At 60.2% G+C, this 15,224-nt stretch carries 11 protein-coding genes; 8 read left to right on the plus strand and 3 right to left on the minus strand.

What is annotated here, in order from left to right; all coding sequences use genetic code 11:
• The first annotated feature begins 336 nt into the window (after positions 1–336).
• Complete coding sequence (locus GDN47_RS27580) at positions 337–543, plus strand: hypothetical protein (RefSeq protein WP_092720247.1); 207 nt, start codon at positions 337–339, stop codon at positions 541–543.
• A gap of 66 nt (positions 544–609) precedes the next feature.
• On the opposite strand, the gene GDN47_RS27585 is transcribed toward GDN47_RS27580, so the two are convergent.
• Positions 610–1,962 carry an ATP-binding protein gene (locus GDN47_RS27585; protein WP_145324534.1) on the minus strand — a complete coding sequence of 451 codons (1,353 nt, stop codon included), beginning with the start codon at positions 1,960–1,962 and terminating at the stop codon, positions 610–612.
• A gap of 3 nt (positions 1,963–1,965) precedes the next feature.
• Positions 1,966–2,685, minus strand: a complete 720-nt coding sequence (locus GDN47_RS27590) for a response regulator (protein WP_152094668.1) — start codon at positions 2,683–2,685, stop codon at positions 1,966–1,968.
• A gap of 361 nt (positions 2,686–3,046) precedes the next feature.
• Here GDN47_RS27590 and GDN47_RS27595 point away from each other — a divergent pair, with 361 nt between their 5' ends.
• The 5 genes from GDN47_RS27595 (at position 3,047) to GDN47_RS27615 (ending at position 9,038) form a co-directional block, all read left to right on the plus strand.
• Entirely contained in the window at positions 3,047–3,847 is an 801-nt protein-coding gene (locus GDN47_RS27595) for a pseudouridine synthase (protein WP_145324536.1), read from the plus strand.
• A 12-nt stretch (positions 3,848–3,859) separates the two neighbouring features.
• Positions 3,860–4,543 carry a phosphoribosyltransferase gene (locus GDN47_RS27600; RefSeq protein WP_145324538.1) on the plus strand — a complete coding sequence of 228 codons (684 nt, stop codon included), beginning with the start codon at positions 3,860–3,862 and terminating at the stop codon, positions 4,541–4,543.
• A gap of 143 nt (positions 4,544–4,686) precedes the next feature.
• Positions 4,687–5,631: a phosphoribosylaminoimidazolesuccinocarboxamide synthase gene (locus GDN47_RS27605; RefSeq protein ID WP_152094695.1), complete on the plus strand. Its 945-nt coding sequence runs from the start codon at positions 4,687–4,689 to the stop codon at positions 5,629–5,631.
• Positions 5,632–5,981: 350 nt separating this feature from the next.
• Positions 5,982–7,451 (plus strand): efflux transporter outer membrane subunit, encoded by a 1,470-nt coding sequence (locus GDN47_RS27610; RefSeq protein ID WP_113354112.1) that lies wholly within the window; start codon positions 5,982–5,984, stop codon positions 7,449–7,451.
• A 705-nt stretch (positions 7,452–8,156) separates the two neighbouring features.
• Positions 8,157–9,038 (plus strand): SH3 domain-containing protein, encoded by an 882-nt coding sequence (locus GDN47_RS27615; protein WP_113330912.1) that lies wholly within the window; start codon positions 8,157–8,159, stop codon positions 9,036–9,038.
• 227 nt (positions 9,039–9,265) lie between these two features.
• Here GDN47_RS27615 and GDN47_RS27620 read toward each other — a convergent pair whose 3' ends face one another.
• The gene (locus GDN47_RS27620; RefSeq protein ID WP_095433530.1) at positions 9,266–9,508 is read right to left on the minus strand and encodes a DUF982 domain-containing protein; all 243 of its coding nucleotides are present in this window, start codon (positions 9,506–9,508) and stop codon (positions 9,266–9,268) included.
• 967 nt (positions 9,509–10,475) lie between these two features.
• On the opposite strand from GDN47_RS27620, the gene GDN47_RS27630 reads away from it, so the two are divergent.
• Both GDN47_RS27630 and dnaK read left to right on the plus strand, forming a co-directional pair.
• Positions 10,476–12,896, plus strand: a complete 2,421-nt coding sequence (locus GDN47_RS27630) for a transglycosylase domain-containing protein (protein WP_152094669.1) — start codon at positions 10,476–10,478, stop codon at positions 12,894–12,896.
• Between the two features lie 397 nt (positions 12,897–13,293).
• The gene (dnaK, locus tag GDN47_RS27635; RefSeq protein ID WP_113354116.1) at positions 13,294–15,213 is read left to right on the plus strand and encodes a molecular chaperone DnaK; all 1,920 of its coding nucleotides are present in this window, start codon (positions 13,294–13,296) and stop codon (positions 15,211–15,213) included.
• Positions 15,214–15,224 lie beyond the last annotated feature (11 nt).

A 15,224-nucleotide genomic window follows, 5' to 3' on the forward strand; every position in this document is an offset into this window, starting at 1 on the left:
CATAGTCAACACTCCAACTGTAAAAATTCTGACATTTTTGTAAGCTATTGAATTTAAAAGGGGATTTGTGGGGCGCGACGGAAAACAGGTGGTTTTTGCCTCAAAAGCTGCAAAAATCTTGTCCGGAAGGTCAAATTTTGCTCTGGCGTCAGAATCTGAAGACGTTCTCCCTATTATGCGCCCTACGCATCCATTAAAGCCCTTCCTTACAAGCAACCGAACGACAGATCGGGTTTCCGGGGCAAATCCCTCGACCGCAAGCCTCAGAAAAACCAAGATTTTCCCTAAGGTTTCTGCTATGGTTGAGGCTAGATATAAAGGGGAAGGGAGGAAACAATGCATACTACAAGACCGGAAAGCATTATCGAAGTCAGCTTCGACAGCGCTAACGGCCGCCGTGCGCTCGGTATTATGAGCATGCGCCAGGCATTGGATCTGCCCGACCTGCCGAGCTTCACCTATACGCATCCTGATCCGCAGAAGGCGGCGGCTGGCATTGTCTTGAGCCGGCAAGAGCTGCAGAGCTTCCTGACCTGCCATTGAGTGGGCCGCCTTGCATACCGCGTCGATCGTGCCCGGGCGCGATCGACGCTTAAGCGACGCCTGTCTTCAGGCCGCTCTTTTTTCCATTACCGCCAGCGGCAGCAGGACGACGGCATTCAGGCCGCCTCCTTCGCGGTCTTCCAGACAGAGTGTGCCGCCATGCGCATCGAGAATCTGGCGGACGATCGCCAAGCCGAGCCCGCTGCCGCCGAGATCGCGATTGCGCGATTCCTCCAGCCGCACGAAGGGTTCGAGGACCTCTTTGCGTCGCTCTTCCGGGATACCCGGTCCGCGATCGCCGACAACGATGGCGGCGTGGTCGCCACGACGCTCGATGACAATATCGGCCCGGCCACCATAGCGCAGCGCATTGTCGATAAGATTGTCGAGTACCCGTACCAGAGCGGTCTCGGTCATCGTCACCCCGATCGACTGCCCGATCGGCGCAAAACCCGCGAGGCCCTGCCCGTCCTGCCGCTCCGCAAGGTGACCTCGAATGGCCGCATCGAGATCGACGATGGTCTTGCCTTCCGAAACGACGGTGCTGCGGGCAAAGCCGAGCGCATCCTCCACCAGCCGCTGCATGGCCTCGACATCCGCGATCGCCCGCTCTCGATGCGGCGTGTCCGGCATCATTTCCATGCGCAGGCGGAAGCGGGTGAGATAGGTCCTCAGATCATGCGAGATCGCTCCGAGGATCAGGGTACGATTACTGACCAGGGCGGCGATGCGCAGCTGCATGGCGTTGATCGCCTTGATCAGCATGCGCAGCTCGCAGGCGCCTCTTTCAGGAATATGAACCGGCTGCAGACCATTGCCTATCGAGTTGACGGTTCGCGACAGGCGCGTCAAGGGCCGGGTTTCGCGCGCCACCGCGGCAATGGCGATGACTGCGACCAGCATGCCGAGAATGCCCGAGATAAGGCCGATGGGAATTCCGCGCAATCTCACGGTCGGGGTCTCGGGAAGATTGAAGACCGCAATCTTGCCGCCGGCGACGCCGATCGACACTTCCATGATCCGGTCCGGCGCACCGACCGAGAACCAGCCCTGCGGTCTTTCCGACAGCGAGCGCATGTTGAAGTAGCGGTTGCCGAAGGCGATGTTGACGAATTCACGCGCCAGCTTGCCGGTAAGCGTCAGATCCGAAGTCTCGCTCTTCTCACCGGCTGCCGGCGCATCGGCAAGCCGTATCGCCAAACCATTGGCATGCAGCGCCCGCACGGCGATCGGCTGCGCCTCAGGCGGAACGGCATCGAGAAGACGGACCGCCGTCTTGACCTGCATGGCCGGCGACAGTTCCGGATTGAATGGCGTATCCGGCTTGAGCTGCGCGGCAACGAAAGCCGCAAGCTGGATAATGAACAATGCCACGGCGACGATCATGATGATGCGGGCGACGAGACCGAGTTTCAGCATGGCTCAGACATCTTTCACGTCCATTGTGAGGAGATAGCCGGCGTTGCGCACGGTGGTGATGATATGGGCGCCATCGGGCAGACAATGGCCGAGCTTGGTGCGCAAGCGGGAGACCGTGACATCTATGGTGCGATCGAAAGGATCGGCACCGCGGCCGCGCGTCCAATCGAGCAGTTGCTCACGCGACAGCACACGGCGGGGCCTTTCGAGGAAGCAGACGAGCAGATCGAATTCGGCCGTCGTCAGATGCACGACGCGCTCACCGTCCATCTCGATCACCCGGCCATCAAGGTCGACCGTCAGCCCCGCAAAGCTCTTTCTCCTCGACGGACGGCTGATATCTTCCGGCCGCTCCGGGCCGGAACGGCGGAGGATGGCGCGGATGCGCGCCAGGAGCTCGCGCGGATTGAAAGGCTTGCCGAGATAATCGTCGGCCCCCATTTCGAGGCCGAAGATGCGGTCTATATCTTCCGTTTTCGCCGTCAGCATGAGGATCGGTACCTTGCTGCGGGCGCGGATACGACGGCATGCCGACAGGCCGTCTTCGCCGGGCAGCATCAGATCGAGGATAATCAGATCAGGAAAGCCCTTGGACAAAAGGCGATCCATGGCAGCGGCGCTGTCGGCCGCCTGCACGGAAAAACCCTCACGGCTCAGGAACTCTTCCAGGAGCGCCCTAATCTCGCGGTCGTCCTCGACCAGAAGCAGCGATGCGGAAACCATGGCTCTTCCATGCGGGGCGAGAGGCGGTCTTGGCAACAGGGAAACGGCCGGCGTTACAAACTGTAACAAATTTCCCCTCTTTTGAAAAATCCCAGCAAAAGAAGCAGTGCAGTTTCTCTGCAATCGCGATTCCTCCGGAGCGAATGGCGGCAGCCATGTTGCCGTCTACCGACCCCATCGCCCGCTCCGGTCCGCGACAGGGCTCGCATCCATGAAATGCGAGCCCTGTCTGCATTTCAGATCGGTCTTTCCGATCCTGCCTCGACAATGCGATTTGCGTCCGGTTCGCTGCCATGCGAAAGGATTGTGCTCCACCGGCTGCCATGCCGGGCCACGGCAACAAGCATATGAGGCAAGACGGGTGAGCCAACGGCAATCACCGCAGAGATCCGGCAGGGCGGCGAAAGGCAGGCCGGAGCCAGAGGGCAAGCGCGTGACCTTGCCGCGGGCGCTTTCCAAGCTCGGCTATTGCTCCCGCACCCAGGCAGAGGCGCTGATCGCTGCCGGCCGTGTGAGCGTGGACGGGCGCAAAGTGTCAGATCCCGCCGTCTGGGTCGATCTCGAACATTCGAAATTCGCGGTCGACGGCACGGAAATCGCTGCGGAGAAAAAACTCTATTTCATGCTGAACAAGCCGCGCGGGCTGGTGACCACCCGCGATGACCCTGAAGGGCGACCGACGGTTTATGACTGCCTGAAGGAGATCGATGCCCGCCACCTCGCTCCGGTCGGGCGACTGGACAAGGCGAGCGAGGGGTTGCTGCTCTTTACCAATGATACGGTGCTGGCGCAGGCCCTGCTCGATCCGGTCAGCCATGTCGGCAAGACCTATCATGTGCAGGTCGACCGGATCATGGATCACGAGCAGCTTTCGCGCATGGAACGCGGCATCATCGACGATGGCGAACTGCTGACCGCCAGTTCCGCCCGCCTCCTGCGCAGCGGCGATCGCAATGGCTGGATCGAGGTGGAGCTGAAGGAGGGTCGCAACCGTCAGATACGGCGCATGCTCGAGGCGCTCGGCATCGAATGCCTGCGGCTGGTGCGCGTCGCCTTCGGCGATATCGCGCTCGGCGATCTGCCGAAGGGGGCCGCTAGAGCCCTGACCGAGGCAGAGATCCTCGGGTTGCACCGGCGCGCAGGAATGAAGATCAACAGATAGAGGCAGGCTGCCATGCAACCCCATGACTTCTGGCAGGAGCTGCATGCGCCTGACACGTTCGATCCCATGGCGGAGCGCACGGATTTTCATGTCGCCGAATTGCCGGACGGGCGTCAGCTGCGTCTGCCGATCCGGGTCCTTGCCGATGGCGAACATGCGCTGGCATCGCTGATCGTCAACCAGGCAAGCTTCACCGTGCTGGAAGCTCTGGCGGAGGCGCTTGTGGAGCGGATAGCAGCTTATGATATCGATGTCGTCGCCGGCTTGCCGACCCTCGGTCTGACGCTGGCAGCAGCAGTTGCCCGCGCACGTGGCCATGCGCGTTACGTGCCGCTCGGGACATCGCGCAAGTTCTGGTATCGCGACGAACTGTCGGTCACGCTTTCCTCCATCACCACGCCGAACCAGGAAAAGCGTCTTTATATAGATCCGCGCATGTTGCCATTGCTGCAAGGCAAGCGCGTGGCACTCATTGACGACGTCATCTCCAGCGGCGCGTCGATCGTGTCCGGGCTTGCTCTCCTGGCATCCTGCAATATCGAGCCTGTCGTGATCGGCGCGGCCATGCTGCAATCCGATCGCTGGCGGGATCGTGTCGATCTCAACGGGAAGCGATGGAGCGAGAGGATCGTCGGCGTGTTTTCGACACCGATCCTCGAGCAAGGTGAAAACGGTTGCTGGCGCCGGCCGGGCTGACACTTTTCGCGCCCGCGCCCCGACGAATGGAGCCGTTTCCATATTATTATATGTGAAAACCGTTCCGATTCCGGCTGCAATGCGCTAAGGGTCCGCTCAAGAAGCATCCGCCGTGCGGATGCACGAGCCTGTTGGTGGACGCGTTGCGAATTCTCTCCGAAGCCCATTTCCCCGAATTGCCCAACTACTATCGCGGCAAGGTGCGCGAGAATTACGATCTGCCCGATGGCAGCCGCATTATCATCAGTACCGATCGGTTGAGTGCCTTCGACCGCATCCTTACCTGCATCCCCTACAAGGGTCAGGTGCTGACGCAGACGGCCCGCTACTGGTTCGAACAGACACGCGATATCTGCCCGAACCATGTCATCGACTATCCGGACCCGAACGTCGTCGTCGGAAAGCGGCTGAATATCCTGCCCGTCGAGGTCGTCGTTCGCGGCTATCTCGCCGGCACCACGGGCACATCGGTTCTGACGCTCTATAAAAAGGGTCAGCGCGAGATGTACGGCATCACGCTCCCGGATGGCATGCGCGACAACCAGATCCTGCCCGAGCCGATCATCACGCCGACGAGCAAGGAATTCGACGGCGGACACGATGAGCCGCTGACGCCGACCCAGATTGTCGAGCACGGGCTTCTGACAAAAGAGCAATGGCAGACGCTGACACATTATGCTTTTGCCCTGTTCGCACGCGGGCAGGACATCGCCCGCAAGCGCGGGCTGATCCTCGTCGATACCAAATATGAATTCGGAACCGACGAAAACGGCACCATCATCCTTGCCGACGAGATCCATACGCCCGACAGCAGCCGCTACTGGCTGGCCGACAGCTATGAGGACAGATTCGAAAAGGGGGCACGCCCGGAAAGCTTCGACAAGGATTTCGTCCGCGCCTGGGTCACCGAGCGCTGCGATCCTTACAAGGACGAGATTCCGGAGATTCCGAGCGACCTCATCGAACAGACGTCCAAAGTCTATATCCGCGCCTATGAAGCAATCACGGGCATGTCTTTCGTGCCTGACGATCGCGGCGCGACACCGCTTGACCGGGTTCGCGCAAGCCTCGCTCGCTACTTCCCGTAAGGACAGTCCGAACGGACTTTCGACTGGAGCGATTCTGCGAAGCAACTCCCTAGAGTTGCGGCGTTGGCCTATTTTTGGCTACGCTGCAGCCTTGAGTGGTGCGCAAAAGGGTATGTTTTTTGCAACACCTTAGATTTTTTTTAACGGCACGCTGATATTTCGGCCGATCCCACATATGTTCGCAGCCGAGAATTCGTAAAAGCCACTGTGCTATTGCAAAACTCATTGCTAGATTGACGCCGACCGCTTCGGGTCATTGTTTGTGTTGCGTAAGACTGGAGCGCCAGCATATGGGGTCACGCCGATCCCGAAAAAAAACTGATCAGTAAATTGAATTGTGGGACAATGTGATGGTTTCCATTCGTACTGCCGCCCCCGCCCTGCTGCTTGTTTTGGCAGGCTGCGTCAGCGGCCCAGACCATAAGCCACCGGAAATGCCTCTCCCGGCCAAATTCTCGGAGGGCGGTACGAAGGCGAACGGCGATATCGCCGGCTCGCAATGGTGGACTGCTTTCGGCGATTCCAAGCTGAATGCCTTCGCCGCACAGGGACTTGCCCAGAACCTTACCATCCAGCAGGCACTGGAACGTATCAACCAGGCAGAAGCTGCCGTCGTCACGGCAGGTGCAGGCGGCCTCCCGAGCCTTACTGTCTCCGGCGACAACACGACCAGCGGCCAGAAGGGTGGCTCGAGAGTATCAAGCTCAGCTGGACGACGGAACACGACGACGGGCACTGCTTCGGCTTCCTGGCTGCTCGACCTGTGGGGTCAGTATCGCCGCGCAACGGAAAGCGCCAACGCCTCGCTCGACGCCGCCTACTCGACCGTCGACGTCCAGCGCCTGACCTATCTGCAGGATCTCGCCAACAGCTACGTCAATGCCCGGTATTATCAGAGGCTCATCTCGATCGCGCAGGAGAACCTGAAATCGCGGCGCGATACTCTTTCGCTGACCAAGTTCCAGCTCGAAGCCGGTGCGGCATCACGTCTTGATGTGGTTCAGGCGGAAGGCCTCGTCAATCAGACGCTGGCTCTGGTGCCTGGTTATGAAATCAGCTATCGCCAGCAGGTGCATCATATTGCAACGCTGCTCAACGTTCCTTCATCGACGATCATCGCGCAGATGCAGGGTAGCGGCAGACAGCCGGTGTTCCGCGGCAGCGTCCGCAGCGGCGTTCCGGCAGACCTGATCCGTAACCGTCCGGATATTCGCGTGGCAGAGCGCACCCTCGCAGCTTCGACGGCCCAGATTGGCGTTGCCGAAGCCAAGCTCTTCCCGTCGATCACGCTTAGCGGCTCGATTTCGCCGACCTACATCCATACCTCATCGGCGAGCGGTGGTCTGACCACCTGGTCCTTCGGCCCGTCGCTGAACCTGCCGATCTTCGATGGCGGCGCCCTGCGCGCTGGTGTCAAGAGCGCTGAATCGACAAGCCGTGAGAACTATCTCGCCTGGCAGCAGACGGTGCGAGAAGCTGTTGAACAGGTTGAAAACGCGCTATCCGCAGTTGCGCGTGACGCACAGACGGTCGCCGCGCTGCAGGCTCAGGTCAAGTCCTATCAGGAAGCCCTGCAGCTCTCGACGGCAAGCTATAAGGACGGTGCATCCTCGCTGCTCGACGTTCTCGACGCACAGCGCAACGTGACCGCAGCCCAGCAGAGCCTGGCGCAAGCCATTCAGCAGAGCGCCCTCGACTATATCTCGCTGAACGTCGCGATCGGCGCAGGCTATGTGCCAGCCGGCAAGGCGACCATTGCCGCAGGGCCGACCAGAGCCAAAGCCGAGGCCATCAAGGTTGCGGCCAAGAAGACGAACTAAGCACATTGACCGGGCTACGCCTGGTCTTATCGCTTAAACCGAGAACCGCCGCGGGAATCTGTGGCGGTTTTCTTTTGAGCGCAAGGAAATGGCGAAAATGAAAATGGCGTGCTACGCTTGCGCGAACACGCCATAACCAAAAACAAAAAAGGCCGGAATGATCCGGCCTTTCGCCATCCGCCTTCGCATCAGTGCCAGTACATCCGTGGTCAAAGGCAAGGGCGGAACTGCAGCCAGATTGATTATGAAAGGTCAACGAAGAGTTAACGCTGCTTCCATGATATCGACGGACCAAACGGCTCGCTTTCCAGCGCGCCAGCGCCCATCGGCTGCATGACTGGATCGTATATCGGCGTCCAAGGTGTCAATTTCAAGGCCGCTTTTTAGTTTGTTCGAAAAAACCTTGAGGCAGCCGACGCTGCTACGCCGGTAATGCCGAGGAAGGCAAGTGAGCCTTGTCAAAAAGACTCGCAGCTTTTCAGTTTCGAACTGATGCCGTTCAAGCTGCATTCATGCAATTACTTCTACAACACATGTAAAGATTGAAGAGGCACCATGGAATCCTATCAGATTCCGTGCAGCGCCAGGCCTTTATCTTGCCGAAATTGGAAAGTCTTACCGAAGAGCGCCGGGGTAGGCGCACGACAGCGGAACAGGCACCAGCCGGCGATTTCGCGGCTTGGGTGCGCAAAGGGAGAGTAATCTATGAGGTTCAAGATTCTTGCGGCGGGCATTCTGGCGGCGCTCGTGGCGCTGCCAGCCATCGCGGAAGCGGCAGAAGGCTTTGCCACCGCGAACGTCAACATGCGGTCCGGTCCGAGTACCGCCTATCCGGCAGTGACGATGATCCCCGTCGGTGTGCCGCTTCAGATCAACGGCTGCCTTAACGATACGCCATGGTGCGATGTTTCCTTCTATGGCGGCCGCGGATGGGTTGCGGGTCGTTATATCCAGGCAACCTATCAGTCACGCCGCATCTATGTCGGTCCGCAATATTACCGCCCGCTTGGCATCCCGACGGTGGTCTTCAACTTCGACGACTACTGGGGTCGCTATTATCGCGGTCGCGACTTCTATCGTGACCGCGACCGCTGGCGGCGCGGCCCGGGCTGGGTCGATCGCCGCCCCGACAGCGGCTGGGACCGCAATCCTCCAGGCTGGGATAACGGGCCGGACCGCAATTGGGACCGTCGCCCGGATCGCAATCGCGATTGGGATCGCGGATCGGACTGGAATGACAGACCGGACCGCAACTGGGATCGCCGGCCCGACCGTGATCGCGACTGGGACAGGCAACGCGACGGCAATCGCGACTGGGGCAGACAGCGCCCGGACAACAACCAGGATTGGGGTAACCGGCCGGATCGCCAGCGCGACAACAATCGCCCTGACAATAATCGTCCGGACAACCGCCCGCGTCCGGAACCGCAGCAGGCTCAACCGCAACCACAGCCGCAGCAGCCGCCGCCGCAGGCCAATCCGCGGCCGAATGCAGGCGAGCCGGGGCCTTATAGCCCTGACCACAGGGATCCATGCCCCGCGTCGGAGCCCAATTGTCGGATGTCCGTGAGAGGCTCGAACCGCTGACGGCCAGCCCTGCGACCGCCTGAAAAACCAAAGGCCGGCGACTTCGAAAGTCGCCGGCCTTTTCATGAGATTGCATCGCCTCCGAGGAGAATGCGCTCACCATCATGGGGGAGCTGCATTCAAGAGATGCTTTCGTGGAGGAAACGCGCTCAAAACTCTCGCCTTCTGCCGCGCTTCCGCCGGTTCGCAAGATTTGGGCGGTTGATCCGCGGTGGTAGCGGCATGCTTCAATGCATCTTGAGATGCGCTTCCCGCGTCGCCGAGATGAACATTTCCCGTGCCTCTTCGGCGGACTTGCGGCCGTCGATGGCAGCCCGGCAAAGGCTTCTTGCCGCCACGTAGAGCGGACCGCGCCGGTCAGGCCAGAGATTGGCCATGCAATTGAGGGCCTCGGACGGGCCTGTCACGACCTGGAACGTACCCTGAGCAAAACCGATCTCAATTGGATTGCTCCATTTGATGTGTCGCATGAACACTCCTCCTCACGCGCTACCAATTGCTTGGAACCGCCCTGCAAGACGGCCACATGTCAATACTATAACCTTGATCAGCCCATTCGAAAATATGGAAGATTGCGTGCGCCGCGCGAAGTATCGACGCATTTGGATCGCAGCCTCGCTCCGTATGAAGGCAAGCGAAGCGCTGTCCTGAGATTTCAGGAGAACGGGCATGGTCGCGGATAACGGAAGCCGCACGGGCGATCTATTTTTCACGTGCGATCCGCCTTGCCTCATCCGGGGAAAAACCGGCGCGGCGTGCGAGCCGTTCGAGGCCAAATATCCGGTCAATCTGGTCGACCAGCCACAATTCGAAACGTTTCCACATCGGCATAGCCTCCTCCGCTGCGAATCGCTCGGTCGCAGCAGCCCACGAAACATCGCGCCGGCCTGCCAAATCCTTCAGCGACCCATCAACGGAATTGGGGCGGCCTTTGCGCGTTTGAGAGCAATTCCTGCTTTGTTGCGAAGTCGCCGAACAGCTTTTTCAGCCGGGCTTCCTCCTCCTTGCAAATCCGATGACGCCGGACGAAATCCTCGACGCTCCAGACCTCGCGCAACTTGCTCTCTTCAACTTCCTCTATCTTCAGCAATGAACTCATGGGTTCGCCCTCTATCGTTTTTGTGAGGGGATAATGCTCAGGATGGCGAAAAGTTCCCTGCACACGCTTGGCAGGCGCCGGGCGAAGGCAGCGGCAAGCGAATCGGAATGTTCTTAATCCCTCCTTAAATCGCCGCATTTACAGTTCAGGCGGGACTTGATGTCTTCACGAGCGGTGCGTGGACGAATAGCGGGTTGCTCCGCCTTGAAAGCCAATGAGGGTTTTCGAGGTCGCGCGCCGACCAGGCGACGGATCAAGCTTAAGGATTTCTACCGCTCCCGTAATCAGCCTGATAGAAGACATGGAATACAAGGGCACCGAGGTACGACCGGCCGGCAATGGCAGATAAGAAGAAATCACGCCAGAGGATAGAACCATCCTTTTCCAGCGGCCGAGAACGCATCGAGGACGGATTCAATGCCGGGGAGCGCATCGTCGGCAACAGGCGCTCGGCCAAGAAATATTCGTCTTCTTCCAAAACATACTATGAAGAGCCGGAACCCGACGAAGACGAGGATGAAGACGACGAGGATGAACCCGTGGTCGAAAAGCCTCGCCGCACCCGTGCCAGCAACCGCCGCAAACCGGCACGTCGTGCGCGGCCGCGGCGCGGCTTTTTCGGCTTCATCCGTTCGACGATCTACTGGGGCCTCGTGCTTTGCCTCTGGGCCGGCATCGGCCTTGCCGGTCTCGTCGCCTATTATGGCTCGCGCATGCCGAGCGCCAGCACGTGGTCGATCCCAGAGCGGCCACCGAACGTCAAGATCAACGATCTCGACGGCAGCCTGATCGCCAATCGTGGCACGACGGGCGGCGAAGCGGTCGCGCTCGGCGACATGTCCCCCTATATCCCGGAAGCCATCATCGCCATCGAGGATCGGCGCTTCTATTCGCATTTCGGCTTCGACCCGATCGGCCTTGCCCGCGCCGTCGTGACCAATGTGGTAACCGGGCATGCCGTCCAAGGCGGCTCGACGCTGACGCAGCAGCTCGCCAAGAACCTGTTCCTTTCGCCGGACCGCACGCTGGAACGCAAGGTGCAGGAAGTGCTGCTGGCGCTGTGGCTGGAGCACAAGTACACCAAGGATCAGATCCTGACGATGTACCTGAACCGCGTCTATTTCGGCTCCAACGCCTATGGCGTCGAGGCTGCCTCGCGGCGCTACTTCAACAAATCGGCAAAGGACGTCAATCTCGGCGAAGCCGCCATGCTCGCTGGTCTGGTCAAGGCCCCCTCGCGACTGTCGCCGGCCCGCGATCCGGCCGCCGCCGAGGCCCGCGCGCAGCTCGTGCTGCAGGCGATGCACGACCAGGGCTTCATCAGCGAATCCGACATCAAGACGGCGATGGCGCAGCCGCCGACCCGATCGAAGAGCTATTGGAGCGGTGCCGAGAATTACGTCGCCGACATGGTCATGGACCAGTTGCCGAAGCTGATCGGCGGCGACGTCAAGGAAGATCTGATCGTCGACACGACGCTCGACATGTCGCTGGAGGAAAAAGCCGAGAAGGCGCTGAGCGACGTGCTCGAAAAGGAAGGCAAGAAGCTCAACGCCTCGCAGGCCTCACTCGTCTCCGTCGATGCGACGGGTGCGATCCGCGCACTCGTCGGCGGCCGCGACTATGCGCAGAGCCAGTTCAACCGTGCCGTGACGGCTAAGCGCCAGCCCGGCTCCGCCTTCAAGCCCTTCGTCTATACCGCGGCGCTTGAGATGGGCCTGACGCCGAATTCGATCCGCAACGACATGCCGGTCAAGATCGGCAACTGGGCGCCTGAGAATTACGAGCAGCGCTACAGCGGCCCGGTGACGCTGGCAACTGCGGTGGCTAAATCGCTGAATACCGTTGCCGCGCAGCTCGTCGCCGAAGTCGGGCCGGACCAGGTCATCAAGGTTGCCCGCAGGCTCGGCATCGAATCCGACCTGCAGGCCAATGCCTCGATCGCGCTCGGCACCTCGGAAGTATCTCTGCTGGAGCTCACCTCCGCCTATGCCACCTTCATGAACGGCGGCTACAAAGTGGCTCCGCATGTCATCACCAAGGTGACGGCCGCTTCCGGCAAGGTGCTCTACCAGGCCAATACCGACAATCCGGAGCGCGTCCTGAACCCGGATATCGTCACGAACATGAACGCCATGATGGCGGGCGTCATCGCCAATGGCACCGGCAAGGCGGCGCGCATTCCCGGTTGGCAGGCGGCCGGCAAGTCAGGCACGACGCAATCCTTTCGCGACGCGCTCTTCGTCGGCTTCACCAGCCATCTGACCACGGGCGTCTGGTTCGGCAATGACGACGGCAAATCGATGCGCAAGGTGACTGGCGGCGGGCTGCCGGCGAAAGCGTGGAAGGAATTCATGGTCGCCGCCCACAAGGGCATTACGCCGACGCCGATCTTCGGCGGCGGCCAGATCATCGACAACGGCCTGCCAATGGCGCAGACGGCGCCGAACAGCGACCAGCCGACCACCATCGGCAACATCATCTCCGGCGTCGCCGATGGTGGACAGCCGGTGCAGCAGCCGACCTTGCAGCAAAGGCCGTCGCAGCAGCCGATCCAGCCGCAGATCGTCAACCAGACCGCCGCCAACGACGATCCGCAGGATTTGCCGCCTGCAAATCTTGCCGACGATACCAATCCCTACAGCTCCAACCCCTATGATAGCGATATACCGCCTGCCGATGTCGGCGACAGCGGCGCTCCGGTCGCCACCACACGGTCGCACCGCTCGTCGCTGCTCGACGTCATCCTCGGCCGATAAAATTGCAATTTTGCGCCTACAGCGCCGCGCGTCATATATCGCGCGCAAAGGCCGCCGCAGCCCTTCATATCTGCTGCATAATTTTTTCCCTAAATCGATCCCGATTTAAGGAATCATGCAGCAGACGCTTGCATGGCCGCGGCAAGGCTGCTCTGATACGCGGTCGTGTCAAATCCGCTGATCCCCGGCGCATACGGGACCACATGGAATTTGGGCGACAAACCATTTGTTTTGCTGGATTTCAGGCTATTTCCTGCCTTGCAGTCAGTAAAACCGCTACTTATATACGCGGCATCACCGCAGTCATGGCTGCGCAATCCTCAAGACCATCCCGTAAGGGGCTGTCAATGGAATGCCTGACAGGGGTTCCGATAGCTTGCTTCAAGGAGAGAATGACATGGCAAAAGTAATTGGTATCGACCTTGGAACGACAAATTCCTGCGTCGCCGTCATGGACGGTAAGGACGCAAAAGTGATCGAAAATGCCGAAGGCGCCCGGACCACCCCCTCCATGGTTGCCTTCACCGACGACGGTGAACGTCTCGTCGGCCAGCCGGCCAAGCGCCAGGCTGTCACCAACCCCACAAATACCCTCTTCGCTGTCAAGCGCCTCATCGGCCGCCGCTACGAAGATCCGACCGTCGAGAAGGACAAGCACCTTGTTCCCTTCAACATCGTTCGGGGCGACAATGGCGACGCCTGGGTCGAAGCCAACGGCAAGGGCTATTCGCCCGCTCAGATTTCCGCAATGATCCTTCAGAAGATGAAGGAAACCGCCGAATCCTACCTCGGCGAAAAGGTCGACAAGGCCGTTATAACCGTTCCCGCATACTTCAACGACGCTCAGCGCCAGGCAACCAAGGATGCCGGCAAGATCGCCGGTCTTGAAGTTCTGCGTATCATCAACGAGCCGACGGCTGCAGCACTCGCTTATGGCCTCGACAAGAAGGACGGCAAGACCATCGCCGTATACGACCTTGGCGGCGGCACCTTCGATATCTCCATCCTCGAAATCGGCGACGGCGTCTTCGAAGTGAAGTCGACCAACGGCGACACCTTCCTCGGCGGTGAAGACTTCGACATGCGTCTCGTCGAATACCTCGTTGCCGAGTTCAAGAAGGACAACGGCATCGACCTCAAGGGCGACAAGCTCGCTCTGCAGCGTCTGAAGGAAGCTGCCGAAAAGGCCAAGATCGAACTGTCTTCTTCGCAGCAGACCGAAATCAACCTGCCCTTCATCACGGCAGACGCAACCGGCCCGAAGCACCTGACGCTGAAGCTGACCCGCGCCAAGCTGGAAAGCTTAGTCGACGATCTCGTCCAGCGCACCATCGCTCCGTGCAAGGCAGCGCTCAAGGATGCCGGCGTTACCGCTGCCGAAATCGACGAAGTCGTTCTTGTCGGCGGCATGAGCCGCATGCCGAAGGTACAGGAAGTCGTCAAGCAGCTGTTCGGCAAGGAGCCGCACAAGGGCGTCAACCCGGATGAAGTCGTCGCACTCGGCGCCGCCATCCAGGCCGGCGTTCTGCAGGGCGATGTCAAGGACGTTCTGCTCCTCGACGTGACCCCGCTGTCTCTCGGCATCGAAACGCTGGGCGGCGTCTTCACCCGTCTGATCGAACGCAACACGACGATCCCGACGAAGAAGTCGCAGACCTTCTCGACCGCCGACGACAACCAGTCGGCCGTGACCATCCGCGTTTCGCAGGGCGAGCGTGAAATGGCTGCCGACAACAAGCTGCTCGGCCAGTTCGACCTCGTCGGCCTGCCGCCGGCACCGCGTGGTGTTCCGCAGATCGAAGTCACCTTCGATATCGACGCCAACGGCATTGTTCAGGTTTCGGCCAAGGACAAGGGCACCGGCAAGGAACAGCAGATCCGCATCCAGGCTTCCGGCGGTCTCTCCGATGCCGACATCGAGAAGATGGTCAAGGATGCGGAAGCCCATGCCGCTGAAGACAAGAAGCGTCGCGAAGGCGTTGAAGCCAAGAACCAGGCCGAAAGCCTGATCCACTCCAGCGAGAAGTCGCTGAAGGATTACGGCGACAAGGTCAGCGAAGCCGATCGCACCGCGATCTCCGACGCGATCGCAGCGCTGAAGACGGCGACCGAAGCTTCCGAGCCGGATGCCGAAGACATCAAGGCCAAGACCCAGACGCTCATGGAGGTTTCCATGAAGCTCGGCCAGGCGATCTATGAGGCCCAGCAGGCGGAAGCCGGTTCCGGTGATGCCTCGGCAGCAGGCGGCAAGGACGATGTCGTCGATGCCGATTACGAGGAAATCAAGGACGAAGACGACCGCAAGCGGTCTGCATAAGCGCGAACCGA

The organism is Martinezella dioscoreae (assembly GCF_009176305.1).
Lineage (GTDB): Bacteria > Pseudomonadota > Alphaproteobacteria > Rhizobiales > Rhizobiaceae > Rhizobium > Rhizobium dioscoreae.

Coding starts and splice junctions, on each gene's coding strand:
- GDN47_RS27585 (WP_145324534.1), bottom strand. CDS start 1,962: ATGCTGAAACTCGGTCTCGTCGCCCGCATCATCATGATCGTCGCCGTG.
- GDN47_RS27630 (WP_152094669.1), top strand. CDS start 10,476: ATGGCAGATAAGAAGAAATCACGCCAGAGGATAGAACCATCCTTTTCC.
- GDN47_RS27610 (WP_113354112.1), top strand. CDS start 5,982: ATGGTTTCCATTCGTACTGCCGCCCCCGCCCTGCTGCTTGTTTTGGCA.
- GDN47_RS27620 (WP_095433530.1), bottom strand. CDS start 9,508: ATGCGACACATCAAATGGAGCAATCCAATTGAGATCGGTTTTGCTCAG.
- GDN47_RS27580 (WP_092720247.1), top strand. CDS start 337: ATGCATACTACAAGACCGGAAAGCATTATCGAAGTCAGCTTCGACAGC.
- GDN47_RS27615 (WP_113330912.1), top strand. CDS start 8,157: ATGAGGTTCAAGATTCTTGCGGCGGGCATTCTGGCGGCGCTCGTGGCG.
- GDN47_RS27590 (WP_152094668.1), bottom strand. CDS start 2,685: ATGGTTTCCGCATCGCTGCTTCTGGTCGAGGACGACCGCGAGATTAGG.
- GDN47_RS27600 (WP_145324538.1), top strand. CDS start 3,860: ATGCAACCCCATGACTTCTGGCAGGAGCTGCATGCGCCTGACACGTTC.
- dnaK (WP_113354116.1), top strand. CDS start 13,294: ATGGCAAAAGTAATTGGTATCGACCTTGGAACGACAAATTCCTGCGTC.